This is a genomic window from Aeromicrobium sp., from assembly GCF_049587115.1.
In the GTDB taxonomy this organism is placed as follows: domain Bacteria; phylum Actinomycetota; class Actinomycetes; order Propionibacteriales; family Nocardioidaceae; genus Aeromicrobium.
In genome coordinates this window covers 1-19,282 of sequence record NZ_JBAVDI010000127.1, presented here as the reverse complement: position 1 = coordinate 19,282, position 19,282 = coordinate 1, and the positions used below count along the sequence as shown (strand labels likewise).

The following is a 19,282-nucleotide window of genomic DNA, read 5'->3' as shown; positions in this document are numbered from 1 at the left end:
CCTCGTCGGCGCAGTAGGGGCAGTGAAATGGCACGGCGCGAGCGGTCATCGCAGGACCTCCTCGTCGGCTCGGGCGACCCAGCGAGCGAAGGACTCGCCATCCTCGCGCTGCTCGAGGTAGTTCCGGGCGAGCTTCTCCACGTAGTCAGGCAGATGATCTCCGGCGACCTTGTGTGATCGCAGCTTGCGGCCGAACCCTGCCTCCAAGCCCAACGCGCCACCCAGGTGCACCTGAAACCCCTCGACAGTGTTCCCGTCGGCATCGTTGACGAGCATGCCCTTGAGGCCGATGTCGGCGGTCTGGATGCGGGCGCAGGAATTGGGGCAGCCGTTGACGTTGACGGTGATGGGGGAGTCGAGCTCGGGCACCCGCAGCTCAAGCTCGGCGATCAGGTCCTTGGCGCGATCCTTGGTGTTGACGATCGCCAGCTTGCAGAACTCGATGCCGGTGCAGGCCATGGTGTTGCGGCGCCACTGCGACGGGCGGGCGTCCAGACCGATGTCAGCCAAGGCCGCGACGAGCGATTCGACCTGGTCCTTCTCGACGTCCAGCACCAGCAACTTCTGCATCGGTGTGGTGCGTACCCGGTTGCTGCCGTGCGCCTCGACGATGTCGGCGACCTGATGCAGCAACGTCCCGGAGATACGACCGACTGTCGGGGCGGCGCCCACGAAGAACCGGCCATCGTTCTGTGGGAAGACGCCGACGTGATCGGCGGGAGTCTCGGGTGCGTCGGGGGCGGCGAGATCGATCAGCGTGCGGCCGAGGTACTCAGTCTCGAGCACCTCCCGGAACTTTTCGACACCCCAGTCGGCGATGAGGAACTTGAGCCGAGCACGGGTGCGCAGGCGCCGGTAACCGTAGTCCCGGAAGATGCTGGTGACTCCCCTCCAGACGTCGGGCACTTCGTCCAGCGGCACCCACACCCCGAGTCGCTGGGCAAGCATGGGATTGGTCGACAGGCCGCCTCCCACCCAGAGGTCGAAGCCCGGGCCGTGATCGGGGTGCACCGCGCCGGAGAAGGCGATGTCATTGATTTGCGGGACCACGTCGTGGCCGGGGTGGCCGCTGATCGCGGTCTTGAACTTGCGCGGCAGGTTGGAGAAGGCGTGGTCGCCGATGAACTGGCGCTCGATCTGCTCGATCGCTGTCGTGCCGTCGATGATTTCGTCACGAGACACTCCGGCGACAGGGCTTCCGAGGATGACCCGCGGGCAGTCGCCGCACGCCTCCTGAGTCGAGAGGCCAACGGATTCGAGCCGCTCCCAGATCGTCGGGACGTCACGGATGTCGATCCAGTGGTACTGCACGTTCTGCCGGTCCGTCAGATCGGCGGAGTCGCGGGCATACGCCTGGGACAGGTCGGCAATCGTGCGGAGCTGTGCGAGGTCCAGCTGGCCGCCGTCGATGCGCACCCGCAGCATGAAGAATTTGTCTTCTAGCTCCTCGGGCTCGAGGGTCGCGGTGCGGCCCCCGTCGATGCCCGCCTTGCGCTGGGTGTAGAGACCCCACCAGCGGAAGCGACCGCGCATGTCGCCCGGATCGATCGAGTCGAAGCCGCGCTGGGCATAGATGTTCTCGATGCGAGCCCGGACGTTGAGCGGGTTGTCGTCCTTCTTGGACTGCTCGTTCGCGTTCAGCGGCTCGCGGTAGCCCAGCGCCCATTGGCCCTCACCCCGACGGGGTTGCGGACGGCGCTGGGGTGATTCCGTACCGGTGGCGGATGCCATGAGATTTCCCTTGGACAGGGCACACGGCGATCAGGACAGGTTCGTCACGGACGAGGTCGCCGCACGCCTGGATGATCGAGACTGGAGATCAGAGCAGAGGTCGCGCGTTGATCAGCGACACATCATGTTGCGGGCACGACCGAGGTCAACGTGGATGCGTCCCACGAGCCAGAGGTCCTGTGCAGCGAGCATGAGAACAGCATGCGGAACCGGCTGCCGGGTGGCAAGCATCCATCTCAAGGTGTGAGACACGTGTCCAATATGCGGGATTTCGAGTCTCGACAACGCGGGAAACCGCCAAGGGTTGTGGCCTGCGTCACTCGGCCGGGACGAGGGCGGTAACGCCGTAAGCGCCGATGGCGGACGCCGCGAGAGTCGTGCCGGCGGCGACCAACGCCACGTCCCAAGGCACCAGCCCAGCAGTCGCCAGCCCGATCACGGCGGCCGGGTGGAACACCGTCAGCAGGCCGAGCGGTAGCACCGCGCCACCCAGGACGGCGGGCACCGCAGCGTAAGGTTCCGAACCGCCTCCGTCGATCGTGAGGGTCGCCCACGCGCCGACTAGACCGACCAGTGCCGCACCCACCGCCGTCACGACCAGGCCCGGCTGGGTGAAGACGATGCTCTCACCGAGTCGGTCATCCAGGCCGAGGGCGGCGAGTCCACCAACCACGGCGCCGACGGTGTGCGCGGTCAAGACCGGCAGCAGCGTCGACCACGAGCCGCGGCGCACGACAGCCAGGGTGACGGCGGAGGCTGGATTGGCGAGCCAGAGTCCGGAGGCCTCGTCGGTGCTGTGCAGCTGGGCGTACCACGTGAACAGCACGATCACGGCCGCGACTGCCGCTACGGCAAGCGTCGGGTCGGCGGCACGCAGTGCCAGGGCGGAGGCGAGGGTGATGGTGGCGGCCAGGGCGGCCGCCGTGGACAGAAGGCGCATTCAGTTCTCCAGGTCAGGGGTGGCTCGGGCGACGATTCTCGCAAGATCGAGACCGCGGGGGAGCGTGCCGAACGTGCCGCCCCAGTCACCACCGAGGCGCGATGCGCAGAATGCGTCGGCGACTGCTGGGTCGCCGTGCTTCAGCAGAACCGTTCCCTGCAGGGCAGTGGCCATCCGACCGGCGATGCGTCGCGCGCGGACCTCGATGTCGGTCAGGTCGGCGAGCTCGGTGAGCACCTCGTCGACGACGGTGTCGAGGCGCGGATCCTCGCCCCGCACGGAGCCGACCTCGGTGATCCAGGCGTCCAGGGTCTCCGGCTCACGACCCAGCGCTCGCAACACGTCGAGAGCATTGACGTTTCCGCTGCCCTCCCAGATCGAGTTGAGCGGTGACTCGCGGAACAGCAGCGGCATCCCCGACTCCTCGACGTATCCGTTGCCACCCAGGCACTCCAAGGCCTCGGCAACCATGAACGGAGTCCGCTTGCACACCCAGAACTTCTCCAGAGCCAGTCCGATACGTCGCAAGGCCTGCTCGTGCGCGTCGTTGGGCTGGTCGACGGCGGTGGCCAGTCGCAGGGCAACCATGGTGGCGGCCTCGCTCTCGACCGCCAGGTCGGCGAGCACGTTGGTCATGGCCGGCTGGTCGGCCAGGGTCGCGCCGAACGCGGCGCGATGGCTCGCATGCCAGGTCGCTTCGGCGAGGGACTTGCGCATGATGCCGGCCGAGCCGAGGATGCAGTCCATCCGCGTCGCCGAGACCATCTCGATGATCGTGCGGATGCCGCGCCCCTCGTCGCCGAGCCGCACCGCGTATGCGTCGTGGAATTCCAGCTCGCTTGATGCGTTGGACCGGTTGCCGAGCTTGTCCTTGAGACGAACGAGTGACACCGCGTTGCGAGAGCCGTCAGGGCGGATCCGCGGCACCACGAAGCACGTCATCCCCTCGGTGGCCTGCGCCAACACCAGGAAGACGTCGTTCATGGGGGCCGAGGTGAACCATTTGTGGCCCGTCAGCAGGTACTCGCCGTGCGTCTCGGTAGGTCGCGCGATCGTGCTGTTGGTCCGCAGGTCCGAACCGCCCTGCTTCTCGGTCATTCCCATGCCGGCGAGCAGGCCTGCCTTGTCCTCCGGCGGACGCAGCCCGAAGTCGTACGTGCGGGAAGCGAGCCCCGTCGTCCATTGCTTGGCCAAGGCGTCGTCGGCGCGAAGAGCCGGCACGACGGCGTAGGTCATCGTGATCGGGCACATGTGTCCGGCCTCGGACTGTCCCCAGGTGAAGAATCCGGCCGCGCGCTTCAGGTGGGCAACGGGGGACTGCGAGGTCCACGGCTCGGCGGTCAGGCCGAAGCCGACCCCTTGGGTCATCAGCCAGTGCCACGACGGATGGAACTCGACTTCGTCGATGCGGTTGCCGAAGCGGTCGTTGGTGCGCAGGACAGGTTCGTTCTCGTTTGCCAGGTGCCAGTGCTCGCGCGCCTCCGCCGATCCGGCGAGGCGACCCATCGGTGTGATCGCCCCGACGATCTCTGTGCTGTGATCCCCGCCGAATGCGCCGACGGCATCCATCAGGGCCTGATCGGCAGTGGCGACGTTGTAACCGACGAGCGGGAGCGCCTGGTTCGAAGGTGCGCGCTGGAGGGGATCCATGTCGCTACGGTAGAGCCATGGCGGTGGAACCGGTAGACCGGCCGGGGGTCCCCGAGACGGGCAAGAGGGTTGTCGCCCGCACCGTCAGCAGCTGTTTCCGCTATCGCGTCACGGGCCTCGCCGCCGAGGCGGCATTCTTCGCGATCCTGTCTCTCCCGCCACTGGTGTTCGGTCTGGCCGGGACGATCGGGTTCATTGCCGAACGTTATGACGTGGCGAAGGTCGAGGTGCTCAAGGACCGGGTCATCGACCTGGCATCGCAGGCGTTGACACCCGACACGGTCGACCAGGTCATCGCTCCGACCCTCAACGACGTGCTGGGCGGAGGGCGTATCGACGTGATCTCGATCGGCTTCGTGCTCGCCCTGTGGTCCGGGTCGCGGGCTCTCAACGTGTTCATCGACACGATCACGATCATCTACGGCCTCGGCGGGCACCGCGGAATCGTCAAGACCCGCGCCCTGTCATTCGCGCTGTACATCATCGCGCTGCTGGTCGGCATCATTTTGGTCCCCCTGGTGCTGGCCGGCCCGCAGGTTGCGGCCGAGATCCTGTCCGACCGATTCGCGTTCCTCCGCTTCTTCTACTGGCCGGCGGTGCTGCTGCTGTCGATCGGGTTCCTCACGACGCTCTATCACCTGGCCGTACCGGTGCGAAAGAAGTGGCGGGTGGGCTTGCCGGGCGCGATCTTCACCCTGCTGCTGTGGATCTTTGGCAGCTACTTCGTTCGCTGGGCGCTCGGCTTCTCCACTGGCGGCTCGTCGATCTACGGTCCGTTGGCGGCACCCATCGCGGTCCTGCTGTGGCTGTACGTGCTGTCGATCGCGGTGCTGATCGGTGCGGCGATCAACGTCGCGGTCGAGCAAGGTTTCGAAGACTCCCGCTGGGGCCATCGACGCGAACGTCTGGATCCCTGAGCACGCGAGGTCACTCGTCCGCAGCGGCCCGGTCATCCAGTGGGGTGGGCTGGCTTGGCGTCCACCCGACTGATTTGAGTCTTGCCTCGAGCCTGCGACTCGCGGAGGATCCCATCCGCCAGATCAGCTCCTCCTCGGGAATCGGTGACTCATACCCAGATTTCCTGCGCCGTTTCGCCATGCCGGACCTCCCTACAAGAGCTACACCAGAGAGAATTTTCAACAAGATCGTAGAGCCGTTCCGGTGGCCTGACAAGCGGCTCGGACCACATTTTTCGGCTGTTCCGAGCGACCTGAAGGGGCGGCAGTGGGACGCTAAATCGAACACATGTTCTATCATGTCGGGATGGGATTCGTGGATCGGTCCGAGGGGAATCGACGCGACCCTGCCACGCAGCCGCACCGGCACGTCTGGGTCAAGCAGTCCAAGGAGTACGGCAGCCTGACGCCGTGGCCCGGTCTGTTGATCGAGTGGCGGCGAGACAGCCGCGGCACGTGGTTTGCGCTCGTCGCGGTGGTGTCCGGCGGCGTGGGCAATCACCTGGGCGTCAGCTGGATCGAGGCCGACCTGCTCATCCCTGCCAAGGGCTACGACCGGCCCGAGTGACCGAAACCAGCGGGGATTAGGTCACTGAGGTGGCGATGAAGCCGAGGGCGATCCCGATAATCGTGGTCATCGCGGAGCCGGCTGCGACGTACGCCCCAAGCGGCTTGTCTCCCGCGCGGTGCGCGACGACTCCCAGGATGATCCCGAGCGGGCCGAACACGATCGGGAAGAACACGATCGCCATCACCCCGCACACGCCGCCGATGGTCGCCTGGACACGACCCGGTGGCCTGGTCTGGCGTGGAATGTGGCCGGTCATCTCATCTCCCCGTAGTGGATCGGTCACGGAAAAGCTCCCGTGAAATGAAAGATCCCTCCGGAGGGAGGGATCTTCGTGGTGGGCGATACTGGGTTTGAACCAGTGACCACTCATTTAGTGGAATCTGGATGCCACCTGCACAAATATCCTCTGACCTGCTAATTGTCGCTCGTGGCGTACCGACCCGCACACCAGGGAACGGAACAAGACGTACCTATCAACCACGGACCAGACCCCACATCGGACTCCATCCGCAATAGCTCGGCGAGCGGCCCAGTGACCCCAGGGGGCCCAAGGCAAGCGTCGCATTACCTAATGGTGCTGTAGAAGACCTCGGCTACGGGTCTAGGACTTCTGAACCAGCTTGGGACGGGGGGACCCCTGGACGGCCCCGGCGCGGAACCTGGGCTCAGCTGCCTAGTCTTGGCTGCTCCTCGCGGAATGCCAGGCCATCCGAAACACGCGAGCAGGAGATTACGGATTCGGGACAGAAAACCGGAGCGACAGTCGAAATATCGCATCTGCCGTACGCAATTGATTGTTCCGGCCTCATCCATTCCGAGCACCCGGACAGTTCTAGATATTGGTCCTTCCAAACAGCTGATATCCAGCGCCGGAACAGAGGGTTCCTCATCTCGTCCGCGAGGTGAGGAGCCCTCTTCTCCTCACTAGGTCCGATTGGCGACACCGGCCTGCGGCACCTCATTCCTGGCGGACCGCGGGCGAGCGATCAGTAGGCCGACGGTCATCAGGACAGCGCCGGTGGACACTATGCCGATCTCATCGCCGAGCCAGGCTGGGTCGGTGTCGCCGACAAGCGCCTGTGTGAAACCCTCGATGACCACATAGCTGAGCACCCAGGCGACGAGCCCGCCGATGGCACCAAGGACCCGGAGCAAGACGTGCCGGCCAACGAGCAGGGCGACGAAAAGGCCGGACACGCCCATCGCCATGAGAATGACGGCGGTAATCCAAAGGACGGACGCGGCAGTGTCCGGCATACCCGAGACCGCGCCGTCAGTCGCCGCAATCACGACGAATTTGACGACCCAGCAGAAACCGCCGGCAGCCAACACGGCAGCGGACCGGCGGAGGAACTTCGAAGATGTATTCATACCCCGACGCTAGGATTTGTGCACGCAGGAGACATCCACCAGCCGACTGACTCTCGATCCGCCGAAAGATGGATTCACGAAGCTCCGTTCGCCGCTACGTTGGAGTGATGACCGCTGCGCGCACTCGAGCGTGGGACGCTCTCGTCGTATTGCTGGTGGTCGGCGTTCTGTTTGAGGTGCTCACCACCGATGTGGACGTGCCGCTCGAGCTCAGTGTGCCCATCGGCCTGGTGATGACCGTTCCGTTCCTGTGGGCCCAACGCTGGCCTCTGCCGGTCGCCGCGATTGTGCTCGGAGCCTGGCTGGTCCAGTCGTACACCGGTGACTGGGACATGCAGCCGCAGTCCGAACTGCTACCCGCGGCGCTGGCGTTCTGGTCACTTGGTGCGTACGTGCCCAACCGCGCCCGCCGATGGGCTTTCGGGCTTGCGCTGGCGGCCCTGGTTGCGCATCGACTCGATGATGCGATCGTGATGGCCCCGCTCATGGCGGGGGTGTATGGCAGCGGCCGATTGATGCGTTCGCGGGAGCAGCTTGCTGAGGCGCTGCAGCAGGAGCGGGCCCACGCCGAGCGCTACGCCGTCGCGGAGGAGCGGGCGCGGATTGCGCGCGAGCTGCACGACGTTGTCGGTCACGCGATTGCCACGATGACGGTGCAGGCGGGCGCCGAGCGGATGGCCCTGGGCCAGTCCCGCCCGGAGACCTCCAGAGTGCTCGACCAGATCGAGGTCACTGGCCGCCAGGCGCTGCACGAGATGCGCCGCATGTTGGGTCTGCTGCGGTCCGACGACACCGTCGATTTCACGCCGCAGCCGGGACTCGCCCAGGTGGACGCGCTCGCCGAGCGCATGGCCCTCTCGGGCCTTGGCGTAGACGTGCACGTCGAAGGCGCATCAGGTCCTGTCTCGCCTGGCGTCGACATCTCGGCGTATCGCGTCGTCCAGGAGGCGTTGACCAACGTGCTCAAGCACGCCGAGGCAGTCCACGCCACTGTCCGCGTCCGGCAGCGAGACGGTGAGCTCGAGATCGAGGTCACCGATGACGGGACCGCTCGGCCCATGCAAGCCAGCAGTCGCGGCGCCGGGCAGGGTCAAGGGCTGACGGGAATGCGCGAACGTGTCGCCTTGTACGGCGGTTCGCTGGAGGCCGGTCCGGCACCTGCGGGTGGCTGGCGGCTGATTGCCCGGCTTCCGAATGAGGCAGGGCTGGCTGGGACACGACCGACTGATGCCGAGCCAGGCTGATGGGCGTGCGCATCCTGGTCGCTGACGATCAACCGTTGATTCGGGAGGGCCTGCGGAAGATCTTCGAGGTCGACCCGGGGCTGAAGGTCATCGGCGACGTGAGCGACGGTCGGGCAGCCGTCGAGGCAGCCGGTCGCCTGCGGCCGGAGGTCATCGTGATGGACATTCGCATGCCGGTGCTGGACGGCATCGAGGCCACTCGCCGGGTTAACCAGCTGGAGCACCCGCCGCTGGTGCTGGTGCTCACCACGTTCGACCTCGACGAATACGTTTTCGGTGCACTCCGCGCCGGCGCCAGCGGCTTCTTGCTCAAGGACGCATCGCCGGAGCGCCTGATCGCAGCCGTGCACACGATCGCTCGCGGCGACGCTCTGCTCGATCCGGCGGTGACACGAGCGGTGGTAGAACGTTTCGGGCGAGAGCCAGGTCCGGATCCGAACGCGGCGGCCCGTCTCGCTGAGCTTTCCCCACGCGAGCACGAGGTGTTGCTCCTTCTGGTGGAGGGGTGTTCGAACAGGGAGATCGGCGGACGCCTCTTCATCAGCGAGGCGACAGTGAAGTCCCACGTGATCGCGGTGCTGCGCAAACTCGACCTGCGTGACCGGGTCCAGGCAGTGATCTTCGGCTACCGGACGGGCCTGGCTCGTCCAAACGACGGATGACGCCGACCTACCGCTGAGCTGCATGCCTTCCGAGCAACTGTTCAGCTGAAACTTCTAGAACCTGGCGCCACCAGAGCCAGGGGGTGGCGTGTCCTTGGTGTGAATCGGGGTTCCCCCTCGACAGCGGATCGCGGGGCCAAGCCCCGTTTGACGGAGGCTTGGCCTCTGCCGTCGATCTGTCGGCTGGGCGTGAGCGGTCAGATCGTCCTGCGACGACCCGCAGTCAGCACCAATCCGCCACCCACGATCAGTGCCAGAGCCGCAGGAATCATCATGCGCGGGTCAGAGCTGGCTCCAGTGTTCGGAAGGATCTGAGCGGCTACGACCGTCGGAGCCAGCGGCTTCTCGAGCTTCTTGGCGGCCTTCTTGATCTCGTTGGCGGTGATGTAGACGTCGGCGTTGTCGCAGATCTCCTCGACCGCTTCGATGCTGGCGTCGGGCACCGACTCCACGACGATGCTTCGACATACCGCATACTCGATGGTCCCTGATCCGAACGCTGTGAACGTGAGCACTCCGGTGAGCTCGTCGAGCACGGCCTTGATGAAATCCGGGACGCTGATGAGCCGGTACCGCAGTGGCTGAGTCTCAAGCACCTCATCGTCGAGGGAGTCGTCGTTCCCCGCCAAATTCAGTGTGCTCCTCACGCCGGCATCGACAGTGATCTCGTCGTCGATCGCACACGCGATGTCAGTACCTTCTCCACCCTCGAGATAGTCCGCCGCGTTGACCGGTGCGAAGCCATCTTCGCCGCACAACACGTCGTTTCCTCCGTCGCCGTAGAGGCGATCCGTTCCCGCGCCGCCAAAGAGAACGTCGTTGCCACCATTGACGACCCCGTTGCTGCCAAGGAAGCCTCCGAGCCCTTCCCCGTCTCCTCGAATCACGTCGTCGCCGTTGCCTCCATAAATGATGTCGTTGCCCCCATTGACGACCCCGTTGCCGCCAAGGAAGCCGCCGTTGGCGTTTCCGTCGCCCTGGATTGTGTCGTTGCCGTCGCCGCCCTCGATCGTGTCGTCGCCGCCGTTCACCACTCCGCCGCCCCCGCCAAGGAAGCCGCCATTGGCGTCTCCGTCGCCGGCGACAGTGTCGTCACCACCTCTTGCATCGATTGTGTCGTCGCCGGGTGTTCCGATAATGGTCTCCCCGGCGTCCGTGCCTTCTATGTCGTTGGCGAAGGCGGCGCTAGGTGCGAGCACGAGGGCGAAAAATGCTGCCAGGGCGACAAGGGCGCGGCCGCCCGTGTGACGGTGAGAGATTCGTTGGGACATGACTGGCCTCGAAGTTTTCCTGCGTCGGAGTGAGTGAAACATTTGCATGATGGCACATAGCGGACGACCTGTCTTCTGAATCAAGACGGGGTGTCTCCGGCGAAAGGATCAAACTACGGTTGTCCGGACAGCGGGTTGGTCGGACAAGCCTCCGGGAGCATCGGGTTGAGCGTGCGCCAGCGGGGACGGACAGCTGGGGAGACCGCTGGACGGATCCGACGAAGGACCGCCCACCTCACCGCCCCGTTCCCACCCTTGAAACCACCTAACGGTGCTGCTGCTGGCTTTGGCTACGGGCCTGGGACTTTTGAACTAGTTGCTATCTGATGAGGGTCGCGCGCTCGCATGTCGGACTGCGAATCGCGCGATCTGGTCGAACTAGCATGTGTCGACTTGGGCCTCCGCCCGACACGGGCGGCTTTATGTGTGGGCCATCGGATCGATGGTCGGTGGCACGAAACCGGTGCTGTCGACTATTCCTGGGCCGTCTCGGGCCTAATTCCGTCCCAGCTGGTCGGCTGATCGGCCGCGGACTTCGAGGCTCGCGCCCACGTGCGTCTCGGATCTGTCCTACGGACAGCAGCGAACGAACTGGTAGATGGTCCGTGCAGCGCTGGCTGCAGCGGCATCGGACGACTCGCGCCTGACGGAGCCGCCTCGCCAATTCCGTAGACAAGAAATCGGTACGAGGCGGACAATACAAGAATGCTGCTCGAACGCGGAGCCCAGCTGAACGCACTGGCGGAGTATGCCGAAGATGCGCGTGCTGCTCACGGGCGACTCGTGCTCGTGTCGGGCGAGACCGGGATCGGCAAGACCGCGCTGGTCGAGACGTTCGAGCAGTCGGCCGGATTGCGGACCTTGCGCGGCACCTGCGACGGCCTGTTCACACCCCGCGCATTGGGTCCGCTGTTCGACGTGGCGGCTCAGGCCGGCGGCGCCCTCCTCGAGGCCTGCCGAGCAGAGCGTTCACGCGAGGAACTCTTCGCCGCGCTACTCGCAACCCTCGGCGAACAGCCGACCTTGATGGTGCTTGAGGATCTGCACTGGGCCGACGAGGCAACCCTCGACCTCATCCGCCATGTCGGCCGCCGGATCAAGGATCGCCCGGTGCTGATCCTGGCCACTTATCGCGACGACCGGTTGTCGGCTCGGGACCCGCTGCGCGTCGTCCTCGGTGAGCTCGGCACGCAGCAGACCACCAGGCGGATCGACCTGGCACCGTTGTCGGCCGCCGCGGTCATCGAGTTGGCTGGTCCTGCGGCGATGTCCGGCGTCGAGCTCTACCGGCTTACTGGCGGGAATCCGTTCTTCGTCTCCGAAGTGCTGCACGGTGACCTCGAGACCATTCCGCCCTCGGCTCGTGACGCGGTGCTCGCTCGGGCCGCGAGTCTGAGTGACGCAGCTCGGCGGACGGCGGAGTCCGCGGCCCTGCTCGGTGGCCGGGTCGAAGCCGACCTGCTTTCGGTCGTGTGCGGCGCGCAGGCCGATGACTTCGATGAGCTCGTGGTGTCGGGCCTGTTGGTCAGTGGGCCAGCGGGCCTGCAATTCCGCCACGAACTGACCCGCCTGACCATCGCCCAGGAGGTCCCGGCGCATCGGGTCTCCGCCATCCACGCTGCTGCCTTCGCCGCGCTCATCGATACGGGCGCCGACGAAGCTCGACTCGCCCACCACGCCGAGGGGGCAGGCGACGCGCAAGGGGTCCAGTGGTTCGCACCGCGGGCCGCAGAGCGTGCAGCCCAGCTGGGCTCGCACCGTGAGGCTGCGGCCCAGCTCGAACGCGCTTTGCGCTTCACCGACGGGCTGGGGACCAAGGAGGTCGCCAAGCTCTGGACCAGGCTGAGTATCGAGTCCGGCCTGATCGACAGCTGGGAACGCTCCTTGGAGGCAATCGATGTGGCCGTTGCCATGTGGCGCCAGTTGGGTGACCCCCTTCGCCTCGGGGATGCGTTGTGCGTTCGGTCCAATGCCTTGTACCGGATGGTACTCATACAGGAGGCGGCCGAGAGCGTACGCGAGGCTGTGCAGATACTCGAGCCCCAGGGCCTCACGCCAGAACTGGTCAGGGCGCTCGAAAGGCAGGCGGTTTTCGACGATGACATGACGTCCCGCCTGGAGCTGGTTCGCCGGGCCGAGGGACTGGCACGCGAGCTCGACCTGACGGAAGTCATCAGCGATCTGCTGAACACCCAGGCGGTCACCTTGTTCACCCTTGGTGAGCCATGGGAGGAGGCGATGCGGGAAGCCCTCGATGTGGCGCGAGCATCTCGCAGCCACTCGCAGGCCGGTCGAGCCTTCACGAACTACTGTTCCCTGATCGGGGTGGAACGCCGGTGGGACGAGTTCGGTGCGCTCTCAGCCGAGGGCATGGCCTACTGCGAGGAGCACGACATCGCCGTCAACGGCTACTGCATCCGAGCTGCCAAAGCTGAAGCGATGCTGTGGCGTGGGCGCTGGGACGAAGCCGTCGATCTGGCTCAGCCTTTGGTGGATCTCAAGGCCTCGCCCGCGAACGTCGTTGGGCCGCTGTGCGTGGTCGGCCTTGTGCAGACTCGGCGCGACGAGCCCGGCGGCATGGAGGCCCTCGACGAGGCGGTCGAACTCGCCAACCAGACTGGCCACCTCGAGTGGCAGCTGGTCACGAAGGTCCCTCGGGCTGAGGCTCACCTCCTGGCGGGGGATCTGGCCGCAGCCCGACAGGACCTCGAAACGTGTCTGGAGCCAGGGCTTCCTGAGAGCGACCCGGCGACAATCGGTTCGTTCCTGCTGTGGCTGCGACGAGTCGGCCTGCCTTTACCTGACCTATCTGCCCTCGTGTTGGAGGCTCCGGTGGAGCTTGGTCTCGCCGGACGCGCAGAGGAGGCTGCGGCTGCGTGGGACGAGCGTGGGATGCCCTACGCGGCAGCCTGGGCCCTCCTCGACGGCGGCGAAGCCGACATGGTCCGCGAGGCTTTGAAGCGATACGACCAGATGGGCACCCCGGCCGCTGCCAGGCATGCGCGCAAGGAGCTGCGTCGACTCGGCGCCAGCTCCATCCCGACCGGTTTGCGCTCAGCGACCCGGGCCCATCCTGCCGGCCTGACTCAACGGGAACAGGAAGTGCTCGCGCTGATGGCCGACTCCATGACCGATGAGCAGATTGCCGCACGGTTGGTCATCTCCGTCCGCACTGTGAATCATCATGTTTCGGCCATCCTGACCAAGCTGAACGTCGCATCTCGCGAAGCCGCCGGGTCTGAAGCTCGACGGCGGGGCTTGGTCACCTTCGCCTGACCCAGCCTAGACCGGGGAAACTTCGCTCAAATCTAGGCAATCCCAATCGAAGTTTGGGCATTCTCTGCCCATGCGCTCCTCCATCCGCGGCTCCTAGCGTCGACGTATCAACCATGCACGTCGAGTGCAGAACCCTCTGGAAGGAACGATCATGATCACCTCCACACACATCCGGGCAGGAAGCGCGATCACCATCGCGGTCATCCTTTTTTCGGCCACTACCCCCGCGGGAGCCTCAAACCAGCAGGGACCGGTCCGATCCGCGTCGATCTCGATGATGGGTTCGGGAAACTGCCCGCTCGATCGACTCGGTGCCCAGTTCGTACGATGCGACAACCTCACCGGTGCAGGAGTTCCCGCTCCTCCATGGGTGCCGGAACTGGAGAGCCACTCGGACTTCTCACCACAACCGCTGCGCCATGGCCCCACGGTGTGATCGTGGCTTCGTCTCTATCTGTCCCATACGCGCATCGCAAGAGAAACTACGGTCCGCCCCCGCGCGGGCGTCAATGAATGAATAGCCGCACGGCTTACACGGTCACCGCATCCCGCTTTTCAGAGGACGAATGATGCGATCGTCTGGCCGATGGTTTTGATGTCGACCTTGCCCTTGAACTCCAGCCGTACCTTTCCGAGACCGCTGAACCAGAGTTCGAGCTCGGAGTCCAGGTCGAGCGTTCCAGCCGTCTCGACAGAAAACGCCTGAATCTTGCTGTAGGGCAGCGACGTGAAGTCCCTCTTCTTGCCGGTGATGCCTTGAACGTTGAGAGCGATGATCCGCTTGTTCGTCATGACGACCCAATCGCGAATGCCCTTAAATCCTGCGATCCCCGCCTCGCCCTCGACCAGGAGCGGCGTGATTTGATCCCAGATAGGGGAGACGTCGGCGGCTTGAAGCTTGAAGACGGAGCCGTTCGAGAAGTCAATCATTCGCACAAGGTACCGAATATGATGAAAGCCCGTCACGTTCCCTCCCGAGCTGCGCACAAGTTCAGCAATCAGTGCCGTGAACAGGATTCGCTATTGCACGTATGTCGCACGCGTGCCGGAAAAAAAACACCCTCCGGCAGCGTTAGCGCTGCTCAGAGGGTGTTTCATTACTGTGGGCGATACTGGGTTTGAACCAGTGACCTCTTCCGTGTCAGGGAAGCGCGCTACCGCTGCGCCAATCGCCCGTGCCTATTCAATTGTGACATTCGAGGTGGGTACGGGATTTGAACCCGTGTAAACGGATTTGCAGTCCGTTGCCTCGCCTCTCGGCCAACCCACCGCTGGATGGGTATGGAGACCCGCTCCGAGCGGACAACGAGATTCGAACTCGCGACCCTCACCTTGGCAAGGTGATGCTCTACCACTGAGCTATGTCCGCACTGCCTCAAATTGAGGCGACACGAGACTTTAGCCGATTCGGGGGAGGGAACCCAAACTGGGGTGGGCGTAGCGTTGCCACATGAAGACATGGTTGAACGGCGACCTGCTGCAATCTCCGGATGAACCCGCGATCAGCCCGCTCGACCACGGAATGATTGTCGGCGATGGGGTCTTTGAAACCGTCCAGATCAGCCGCAACGAACCGTTCGCGTTGACGCGCCACCTCGACCGTCTGGTGGGCTCGGCGGAGGGTCTGGGAATCGGCAAACCGGATATCGGTGCGATCCGCGAAGGGATCGCCGCGACGATGGCCGGGCAGGACATTGCCTTCGGACGCATACGCGTCACGGTCACGTCGGGGCCCGGCTCGCTCGGCTCTCCGCGCGGCAGTGGCGGCCTGACCCATCTGGTCATCTCCGAGCCCTCGACGAAACCTCCCGATGTCGCGAGCATCGTGACAGTGACCTGGCCTCGCAACGAACGCGGAGCCGTTTCCGGGCTCAAGACCACCTCGTACGCCGAGAATGCCCTGATGATCGAGCACGCCCTGGCTCGGGGCGCATCGGAGTCGGTCATGCCCAACACGCAGGGAATGCTGTGCGAGGGGACTGGTTCGAATGTCTTCTACGTCGTCGGCGAGCAGCTCATCACCCCGACCCTGCAGGCCGGCCCGCTTGCGGGTGTCACCCGCGCCCTGGTGCTTGAGTGGTGCGCCGGAGAGCTCGACGTGGTCGAGCGGGATGCTCCGATTGAGGTCCTACAGACTGCAGACGAAGTGATCCTCGTCGGCACGACTCGTGACGTCCAGGCGATCAGCAGGGTCGATACTCGCGAGCTCGCGGCCCCCGGACCAGTGACTCGGCACGCACAGGCGATCTGGGCCCGTGAGTCCGCTAGGTCCACGGATCCCTAGGTCGGGCTCGTGGTGGGCCGTCTCGCCGGTAGGTTAGAGTTTCTGAGGCACAAGGGCGATTGGCGCAGTGGTAGCGCGCTTCGTTCACACCGAAGAGGTCACTGGTTCGAACCCAGTATCGCCCACCCTTGTCGGAACCGCCCCTGACCTGTGAAAACACGCGGATCTGGGGTTGTTGTACGTGAGTCGTGTGTCTACCGACTCGCGCTGAGAGGCCGGCGCAGCGCGGCCGACTCAAGGCTGGCTCGCGGCAGCTACCCGCGCGTGCTCACCTGGGTCCATCTCACGCGAGGCCAACTGTCGAAGCGTCCCCATCCAGCAAAAGATTCCCAGCGGCGCGCGATTGCCCTATCGTCAATTAGACGCTTAGTGCAAAACGGTCAGCGGCGGGATCGGAGCAGCGCATGACGGAGTCCGAAGCGCAGGGGACTCGGACCAGCGAAGCTCGCCGCGCACATGGGGGCGCAGTCAGATCGGCCCTGCGCGAGATGCGCTCCTCGATTGGCGCTGTGGTGAGCAATCCAAACCTGCGTCGCGTCCAGCTCGCGCTTGCTGGCTCGATGATCGGCGACTGGGCCTACGCGACTGCCGTGACCGTGTGGGCCTACGGCGTCGGTGGAGTCACCGCGGTGGGTGTGTGGACGGCAGTCCGACTCTCCCTGATGGCGCTCACCGCCCCGGTCGCTTCGACCGTTGCGGACCGCTTCCCCCGCAAGTCGGTGATGATCGCCGCGGACCTGCTGCGGGCGACGCTGGTGCTGGCCGCTGCGATCTGCCTGATCGCCGATTCGCCCGCTGCGCCGATCTTCATCCTCGCCACGCTGACCTCCCTGATGGGCACTCCGTTCCGCTGCGCCCAGCGGGCGCTGATGCCGCGCCTGGCTCGCACCCCCGAGGAGCTCACCGCGTCGAACGGCGCGTCCAGCACGATCGAGAGCCTCTCGTTCTTCGTCGGGCCCGCCCTGGGTGCCCTGCTGATCTCGGTCACGAACATCCAGACCGTGTTCCTGCTCAATGTGGTCACCTTCGCGTGGTCGACGCTCCTGGTGATGGGAGTGTCGGTCCGGGAGGAGGACCGTCCCGCCGACACGCCGGTGGAGGCGGAACCCGAGGATGAAAGCTTCTTCGTCGAGGTCACCCACGGTTTCCGCAGCATCGCCGCAGACCGCGACCTGACAGTTGTCGTCCTGCTGGTCGCCGCACAGACGATCGTTGCAGGAGCGTCCGCAGTATTCCTCGTGGTGATGGCCGTCGACATCCTGGACATCGGCGCCGAAGGCGTCGGCTATCTCGACTCTGTGCTCGGTATCGGAGCGATCATCGGCGGACTGATAGCCATCGCGCGAGCGGGCCGACACAGACTGGCCACCGACATGACGAGCGGGGTCGTCCTCTGGTCGTTGCCCCTGATGCTCGTCACCGTGTGGCCGTCTCCGGTTACCGTCTTCGCCGCCGTTGCTCTCCTCGGGCTCGCAAACCCGTTGGTCGACGTCAATCTGGACACCATCATCCAGCGATTGACGCCCGACGCCGTGATGGGGCGGGTCTTCGGTGCGCTGGAGGCCTGCCTGATCGGCACGATGGCTCTGGGGTCCTTCCTCATGCCGCTGCTGCTGAGCTTCATGAGCCTGCGAGCGTCCGTCGGAGTGATCGGCCTCGGCGTCGCTGCGATCGCCCTACCGTTCACGCCGAGGATGCGGCGCCTTGATCAGCGCCTGACGGCACCTCCTGGTCTCGACCTGCTCAGGCAGATCGCGATCTTCGCTCCCCTCACGCCCGGCACGCTTGAAGGTCTGGCGCGCCACAGCGTCTTCGTCCCCGTTCGGGCCGGAGACGTCGTCCTAGAGGAGGGTGGCTACTCGGACCGGTTCTTCGTGATCGACTCCGGCCTCGTCGAGGTCACTCAGCAAGGGGTGGTGCTGCGGCGGGAAGGACCGGGCGAGTTCTTCGGCGAGATCGGCCTGCTGCGAGACGTGCCCCGTACCGCCACGATCACGGCCGTGGAGGACACCATCCTCCTGGCGCTGGACCGCGAGCCGTTCCTCGCCGCCGTCAACGGGCAGCACGATGCGTTCCTCGCTGCCGACGACATCGTGACGAGAAGGTTGACGGTGTGACATGACGGTCTGCCTCGAATGCTCGGCGCCCCAGTCACCCGGTGCGCGCTTCTGCCATCAGTGTGGCGTGGCAGTCGCTGCGCCGACGTGCCGCTCGTGTGCTGAGCCGATCGACCCGGCGGCAAAATTTTGCAGCAGCTGTGGCGCCGCGCAGGCGCCAGGCGATGCAGCTCATCCACCGACTCATGCCTCGCTCTCGGCCGTCAGAGTGACCAGTGTGCTGTTCGGCGACATCGTCGGGTTCACGTCCCTGGCAGAATCCCGCAACCAAGAGGACGTGCGCGAGCTTCTGTCGCGCTACTTCGAAGAGTGCCGACTGATCATCGGCCGGTACGGCGGAACGGTGGAGAAGTTCATCGGTGACGCCGTGATGGCGGTCTGGGGTGTTCCCACAGCCCACGAGGACGATGCGGAGCGCGCCGTCCGCGCAGGCCTGGAGCTCGTCAACAAGGTTGCGGAGTTCGGTGAGGAGCTGGATGTCTCCGGACTCGCTCTGCGGGTCGGAATCGTGACCGGTGAGGTGGCAGTCACGATCGGTGCCGATCACCAGGGCATGGTCGCCGGCGACGCAGTCAACACCGCCTCCAGGATCCAGGGCGCGGCCGAGCCTGGGCAGGTGTGGGTGGATGAAGCGACCAGGCTGCTGACCTCCTCGGCGATCAGCTACCTCGACGTCGGTAGTCACCAGATGAAGGGAAAGGCCGACCCCGTCCCGCTGTGGTCAGTGCGCGCTGTCGTGGCAGCCGTACGCGGGGCTCAGCGAGCCGATGGTCTGGAGGCTCCGCTGGTCGGCCGGGATCGCGAGCTCCGACTGTTCAAGGAGCTCTTCCACTCGACGGAGGAGTCGCGCAAGCCGACACTGTTCGTCGTCGACGGCGAGCCAGGGGTCGGCAAGTCCCGGCTGGCGTGGGAGTTCGACAAGTACATCGATGGCCTGTCAACGGCCGTGACGTGGCACGCAGGCAACTGCGTCGCGTACGGCGAGGGAGTGGCCTACTACGCACTGGCCGAAGCCATCCGTGGTCGCCTCAGAACGGGTGACAACGATGACGACGACCCGGTGAAGCTGCTCGATGCCGGGCTCGAACGGTATGTCACCGACGAGGAGGAGCGCGCGTGGCTCAAGCCCAGGATGGGCGCCCTGCTGGGGATCGGATCGGTCGGCAACTACCCGCGTGAAGATCTGTTCGCCGCGTGGACAACATTCTT

15 protein-coding genes, 4 tRNA genes and 1 pseudogene are annotated in these 19,282 nt (G+C 65.2%); 10 read left to right on the top strand and 10 right to left on the bottom strand.

What is annotated here, in order from left to right; translation table 11 throughout:
• Nucleotides 1-45: 45 nt before the first annotated feature.
• The 3 genes from WB461_RS11625 to WB461_RS11615 all read right to left on the bottom strand — a co-directional run bounded on the left by WB461_RS11625 (nt 46) and on the right by WB461_RS11615 (nt 4,321).
• Nucleotides 46-1,731 carry a nitrite/sulfite reductase gene (locus WB461_RS11625; protein ID WP_423852889.1) on the bottom strand — a complete coding sequence of 562 codons (1,686 nt, stop codon included), beginning with the start codon at nt 1,729-1,731 and terminating at the stop codon, nt 46-48.
• Between the two features lie 316 nt (nt 1,732-2,047).
• Nucleotides 2,048-2,671 carry a hypothetical protein gene (locus WB461_RS11620; protein WP_423852888.1) on the bottom strand — a complete coding sequence of 208 codons (624 nt, stop codon included), beginning with the start codon at nt 2,669-2,671 and terminating at the stop codon, nt 2,048-2,050.
• Complete coding sequence (locus WB461_RS11615; RefSeq protein WP_423852887.1) at nt 2,672-4,321, bottom strand: acyl-CoA dehydrogenase family protein; 1,650 nt, start codon at nt 4,319-4,321, stop codon at nt 2,672-2,674.
• A 17-nt stretch (nt 4,322-4,338) separates the two neighbouring features.
• On the opposite strand from WB461_RS11615, the gene WB461_RS11610 reads away from it, so the two are divergent.
• Together WB461_RS11610 and WB461_RS11605 are read left to right on the top strand one after the other, a co-directional pair.
• Nucleotides 4,339-5,238 carry a YihY/virulence factor BrkB family protein gene (locus WB461_RS11610; RefSeq protein WP_423852886.1) on the top strand — a complete coding sequence of 300 codons (900 nt, stop codon included), beginning with the start codon at nt 4,339-4,341 and terminating at the stop codon, nt 5,236-5,238.
• Nucleotides 5,239-5,584: 346 nt separating this feature from the next.
• Nucleotides 5,585-5,845: a hypothetical protein gene (locus WB461_RS11605; protein WP_423852885.1), complete on the top strand. Its 261-nt coding sequence runs from the start codon at nt 5,585-5,587 to the stop codon at nt 5,843-5,845.
• A 16-nt stretch (nt 5,846-5,861) separates the two neighbouring features.
• Here WB461_RS11605 and WB461_RS11600 read toward each other — a convergent pair whose 3' ends face one another.
• On the bottom strand, nt 5,862-6,131 hold the full coding sequence (locus WB461_RS11600) for a hypothetical protein (protein WP_423852884.1): 270 nt from the start codon (nt 6,129-6,131) through the stop codon (nt 5,862-5,864).
• Between the two features lie 641 nt (nt 6,132-6,772).
• Complete coding sequence (locus tag WB461_RS11595; protein WP_423852883.1) at nt 6,773-7,177, bottom strand: hypothetical protein; 405 nt, start codon at nt 7,175-7,177, stop codon at nt 6,773-6,775.
• 149 nt (nt 7,178-7,326) lie between these two features.
• Here WB461_RS11595 and WB461_RS11590 point away from each other — a divergent pair, with 149 nt between their 5' ends.
• Together WB461_RS11590 and WB461_RS11585 are read left to right on the top strand one after the other, a co-directional pair.
• Nucleotides 7,327-8,463, top strand: coding sequence for a sensor histidine kinase (locus tag WB461_RS11590; RefSeq protein ID WP_423852882.1), 1,137 nt, complete (start codon nt 7,327-7,329; stop codon nt 8,461-8,463).
• On the top strand, nt 8,463-9,125 hold the full coding sequence (locus WB461_RS11585) for a response regulator (RefSeq protein ID WP_423852881.1): 663 nt from the start codon (nt 8,463-8,465) through the stop codon (nt 9,123-9,125). The genes WB461_RS11590 and WB461_RS11585 overlap by 1 nt, the downstream gene beginning before the upstream one ends.
• 197 nt (nt 9,126-9,322) lie before the next feature.
• Here the strand turns inward: WB461_RS11585 and WB461_RS11580 are convergent, their stop codons facing one another.
• Nucleotides 9,323-10,396 carry a hypothetical protein gene (locus WB461_RS11580; RefSeq protein WP_423852880.1) on the bottom strand — a complete coding sequence of 358 codons (1,074 nt, stop codon included), beginning with the start codon at nt 10,394-10,396 and terminating at the stop codon, nt 9,323-9,325.
• Nucleotides 10,397-11,101: 705 nt separating this feature from the next.
• On the opposite strand from WB461_RS11580, the gene WB461_RS11575 reads away from it, so the two are divergent.
• Nucleotides 11,102-13,672, top strand: a complete 2,571-nt coding sequence (locus WB461_RS11575; RefSeq protein WP_423852879.1) for an ATP-binding protein — start codon at nt 11,102-11,104, stop codon at nt 13,670-13,672.
• A gap of 555 nt (nt 13,673-14,227) precedes the next feature.
• On the opposite strand, the gene WB461_RS11570 is transcribed toward WB461_RS11575, so the two are convergent.
• The 4 genes from WB461_RS11570 to WB461_RS11555 form a co-directional block, all read right to left on the bottom strand.
• Nucleotides 14,228-14,602: a PH domain-containing protein gene (locus WB461_RS11570; RefSeq protein ID WP_423852878.1), complete on the bottom strand. Its 375-nt coding sequence runs from the start codon at nt 14,600-14,602 to the stop codon at nt 14,228-14,230.
• A 173-nt stretch (nt 14,603-14,775) separates the two neighbouring features.
• Nucleotides 14,776-14,847: transfer RNA gene (locus WB461_RS11565), tRNA-Val, on the bottom strand.
• A 24-nt stretch (nt 14,848-14,871) separates the two neighbouring features.
• Nucleotides 14,872-14,942: transfer RNA gene (locus WB461_RS11560), tRNA-Cys, on the bottom strand.
• Nucleotides 14,943-14,969: 27 nt separating this feature from the next.
• Nucleotides 14,970-15,041, bottom strand: a tRNA-Gly gene (locus WB461_RS11555).
• 81 nt (nt 15,042-15,122) lie between these two features.
• On the opposite strand from WB461_RS11555, the gene WB461_RS11550 reads away from it, so the two are divergent.
• The 5 genes and pseudogenes from WB461_RS11550 to WB461_RS11530 all read left to right on the top strand — a co-directional run.
• Nucleotides 15,123-15,956 (top strand): aminotransferase class IV, encoded by an 834-nt coding sequence (locus WB461_RS11550; RefSeq protein ID WP_423852877.1) that lies wholly within the window; start codon nt 15,123-15,125, stop codon nt 15,954-15,956.
• 53 nt (nt 15,957-16,009) lie between these two features.
• Nucleotides 16,010-16,081: transfer RNA gene (locus tag WB461_RS11545), tRNA-Val, on the top strand.
• A gap of 387 nt (nt 16,082-16,468) precedes the next feature.
• Complete coding sequence (locus WB461_RS11540; RefSeq protein ID WP_423852876.1) at nt 16,469-18,073, top strand: MFS transporter; 1,605 nt, start codon at nt 16,469-16,471, stop codon at nt 18,071-18,073.
• A 1-nt stretch (nt 18,074) separates the two neighbouring features.
• A pseudogene (locus WB461_RS11535) lies at nt 18,075-18,206 on the top strand (double zinc ribbon domain-containing protein); the annotation flags it as partial.
• Between the two features lie 84 nt (nt 18,207-18,290).
• Nucleotides 18,291-19,282: adenylate/guanylate cyclase domain-containing protein (locus tag WB461_RS11530; protein WP_423852901.1), on the top strand; the 992-nt coding region annotated here is incomplete at its 3' end.

Bases quoted from the DNA above. Each gene is read 5' to 3' on its own strand.
- WB461_RS11570 (WP_423852878.1), bottom strand. From the start codon at position 14,602: ATGATTGACTTCTCGAACGGCTCCGTCTTCAAGCTTCAAGCCGCCGAC.
- WB461_RS11625 (WP_423852889.1), bottom strand. From the start codon at position 1,731: ATGGCATCCGCCACCGGTACGGAATCACCCCAGCGCCGTCCGCAACCC.
- WB461_RS11590 (WP_423852882.1), top strand. From the start codon at position 7,327: ATGACCGCTGCGCGCACTCGAGCGTGGGACGCTCTCGTCGTATTGCTG.
- WB461_RS11550 (WP_423852877.1), top strand. From the start codon at position 15,123: ATGAAGACATGGTTGAACGGCGACCTGCTGCAATCTCCGGATGAACCC.
- WB461_RS11585 (WP_423852881.1), top strand. From the start codon at position 8,463: ATGGGCGTGCGCATCCTGGTCGCTGACGATCAACCGTTGATTCGGGAG.
- WB461_RS11575 (WP_423852879.1), top strand. From the start codon at position 11,102: ATGCTGCTCGAACGCGGAGCCCAGCTGAACGCACTGGCGGAGTATGCC.
- WB461_RS11580 (WP_423852880.1), bottom strand. From the start codon at position 10,396: ATGTCCCAACGAATCTCTCACCGTCACACGGGCGGCCGCGCCCTTGTC.
- WB461_RS11605 (WP_423852885.1), top strand. From the start codon at position 5,585: ATGGGATTCGTGGATCGGTCCGAGGGGAATCGACGCGACCCTGCCACG.
- WB461_RS11615 (WP_423852887.1), bottom strand. From the start codon at position 4,321: ATGGATCCCCTCCAGCGCGCACCTTCGAACCAGGCGCTCCCGCTCGTC.
- WB461_RS11610 (WP_423852886.1), top strand. From the start codon at position 4,339: ATGGCGGTGGAACCGGTAGACCGGCCGGGGGTCCCCGAGACGGGCAAG.
- WB461_RS11620 (WP_423852888.1), bottom strand. From the start codon at position 2,671: ATGCGCCTTCTGTCCACGGCGGCCGCCCTGGCCGCCACCATCACCCTC.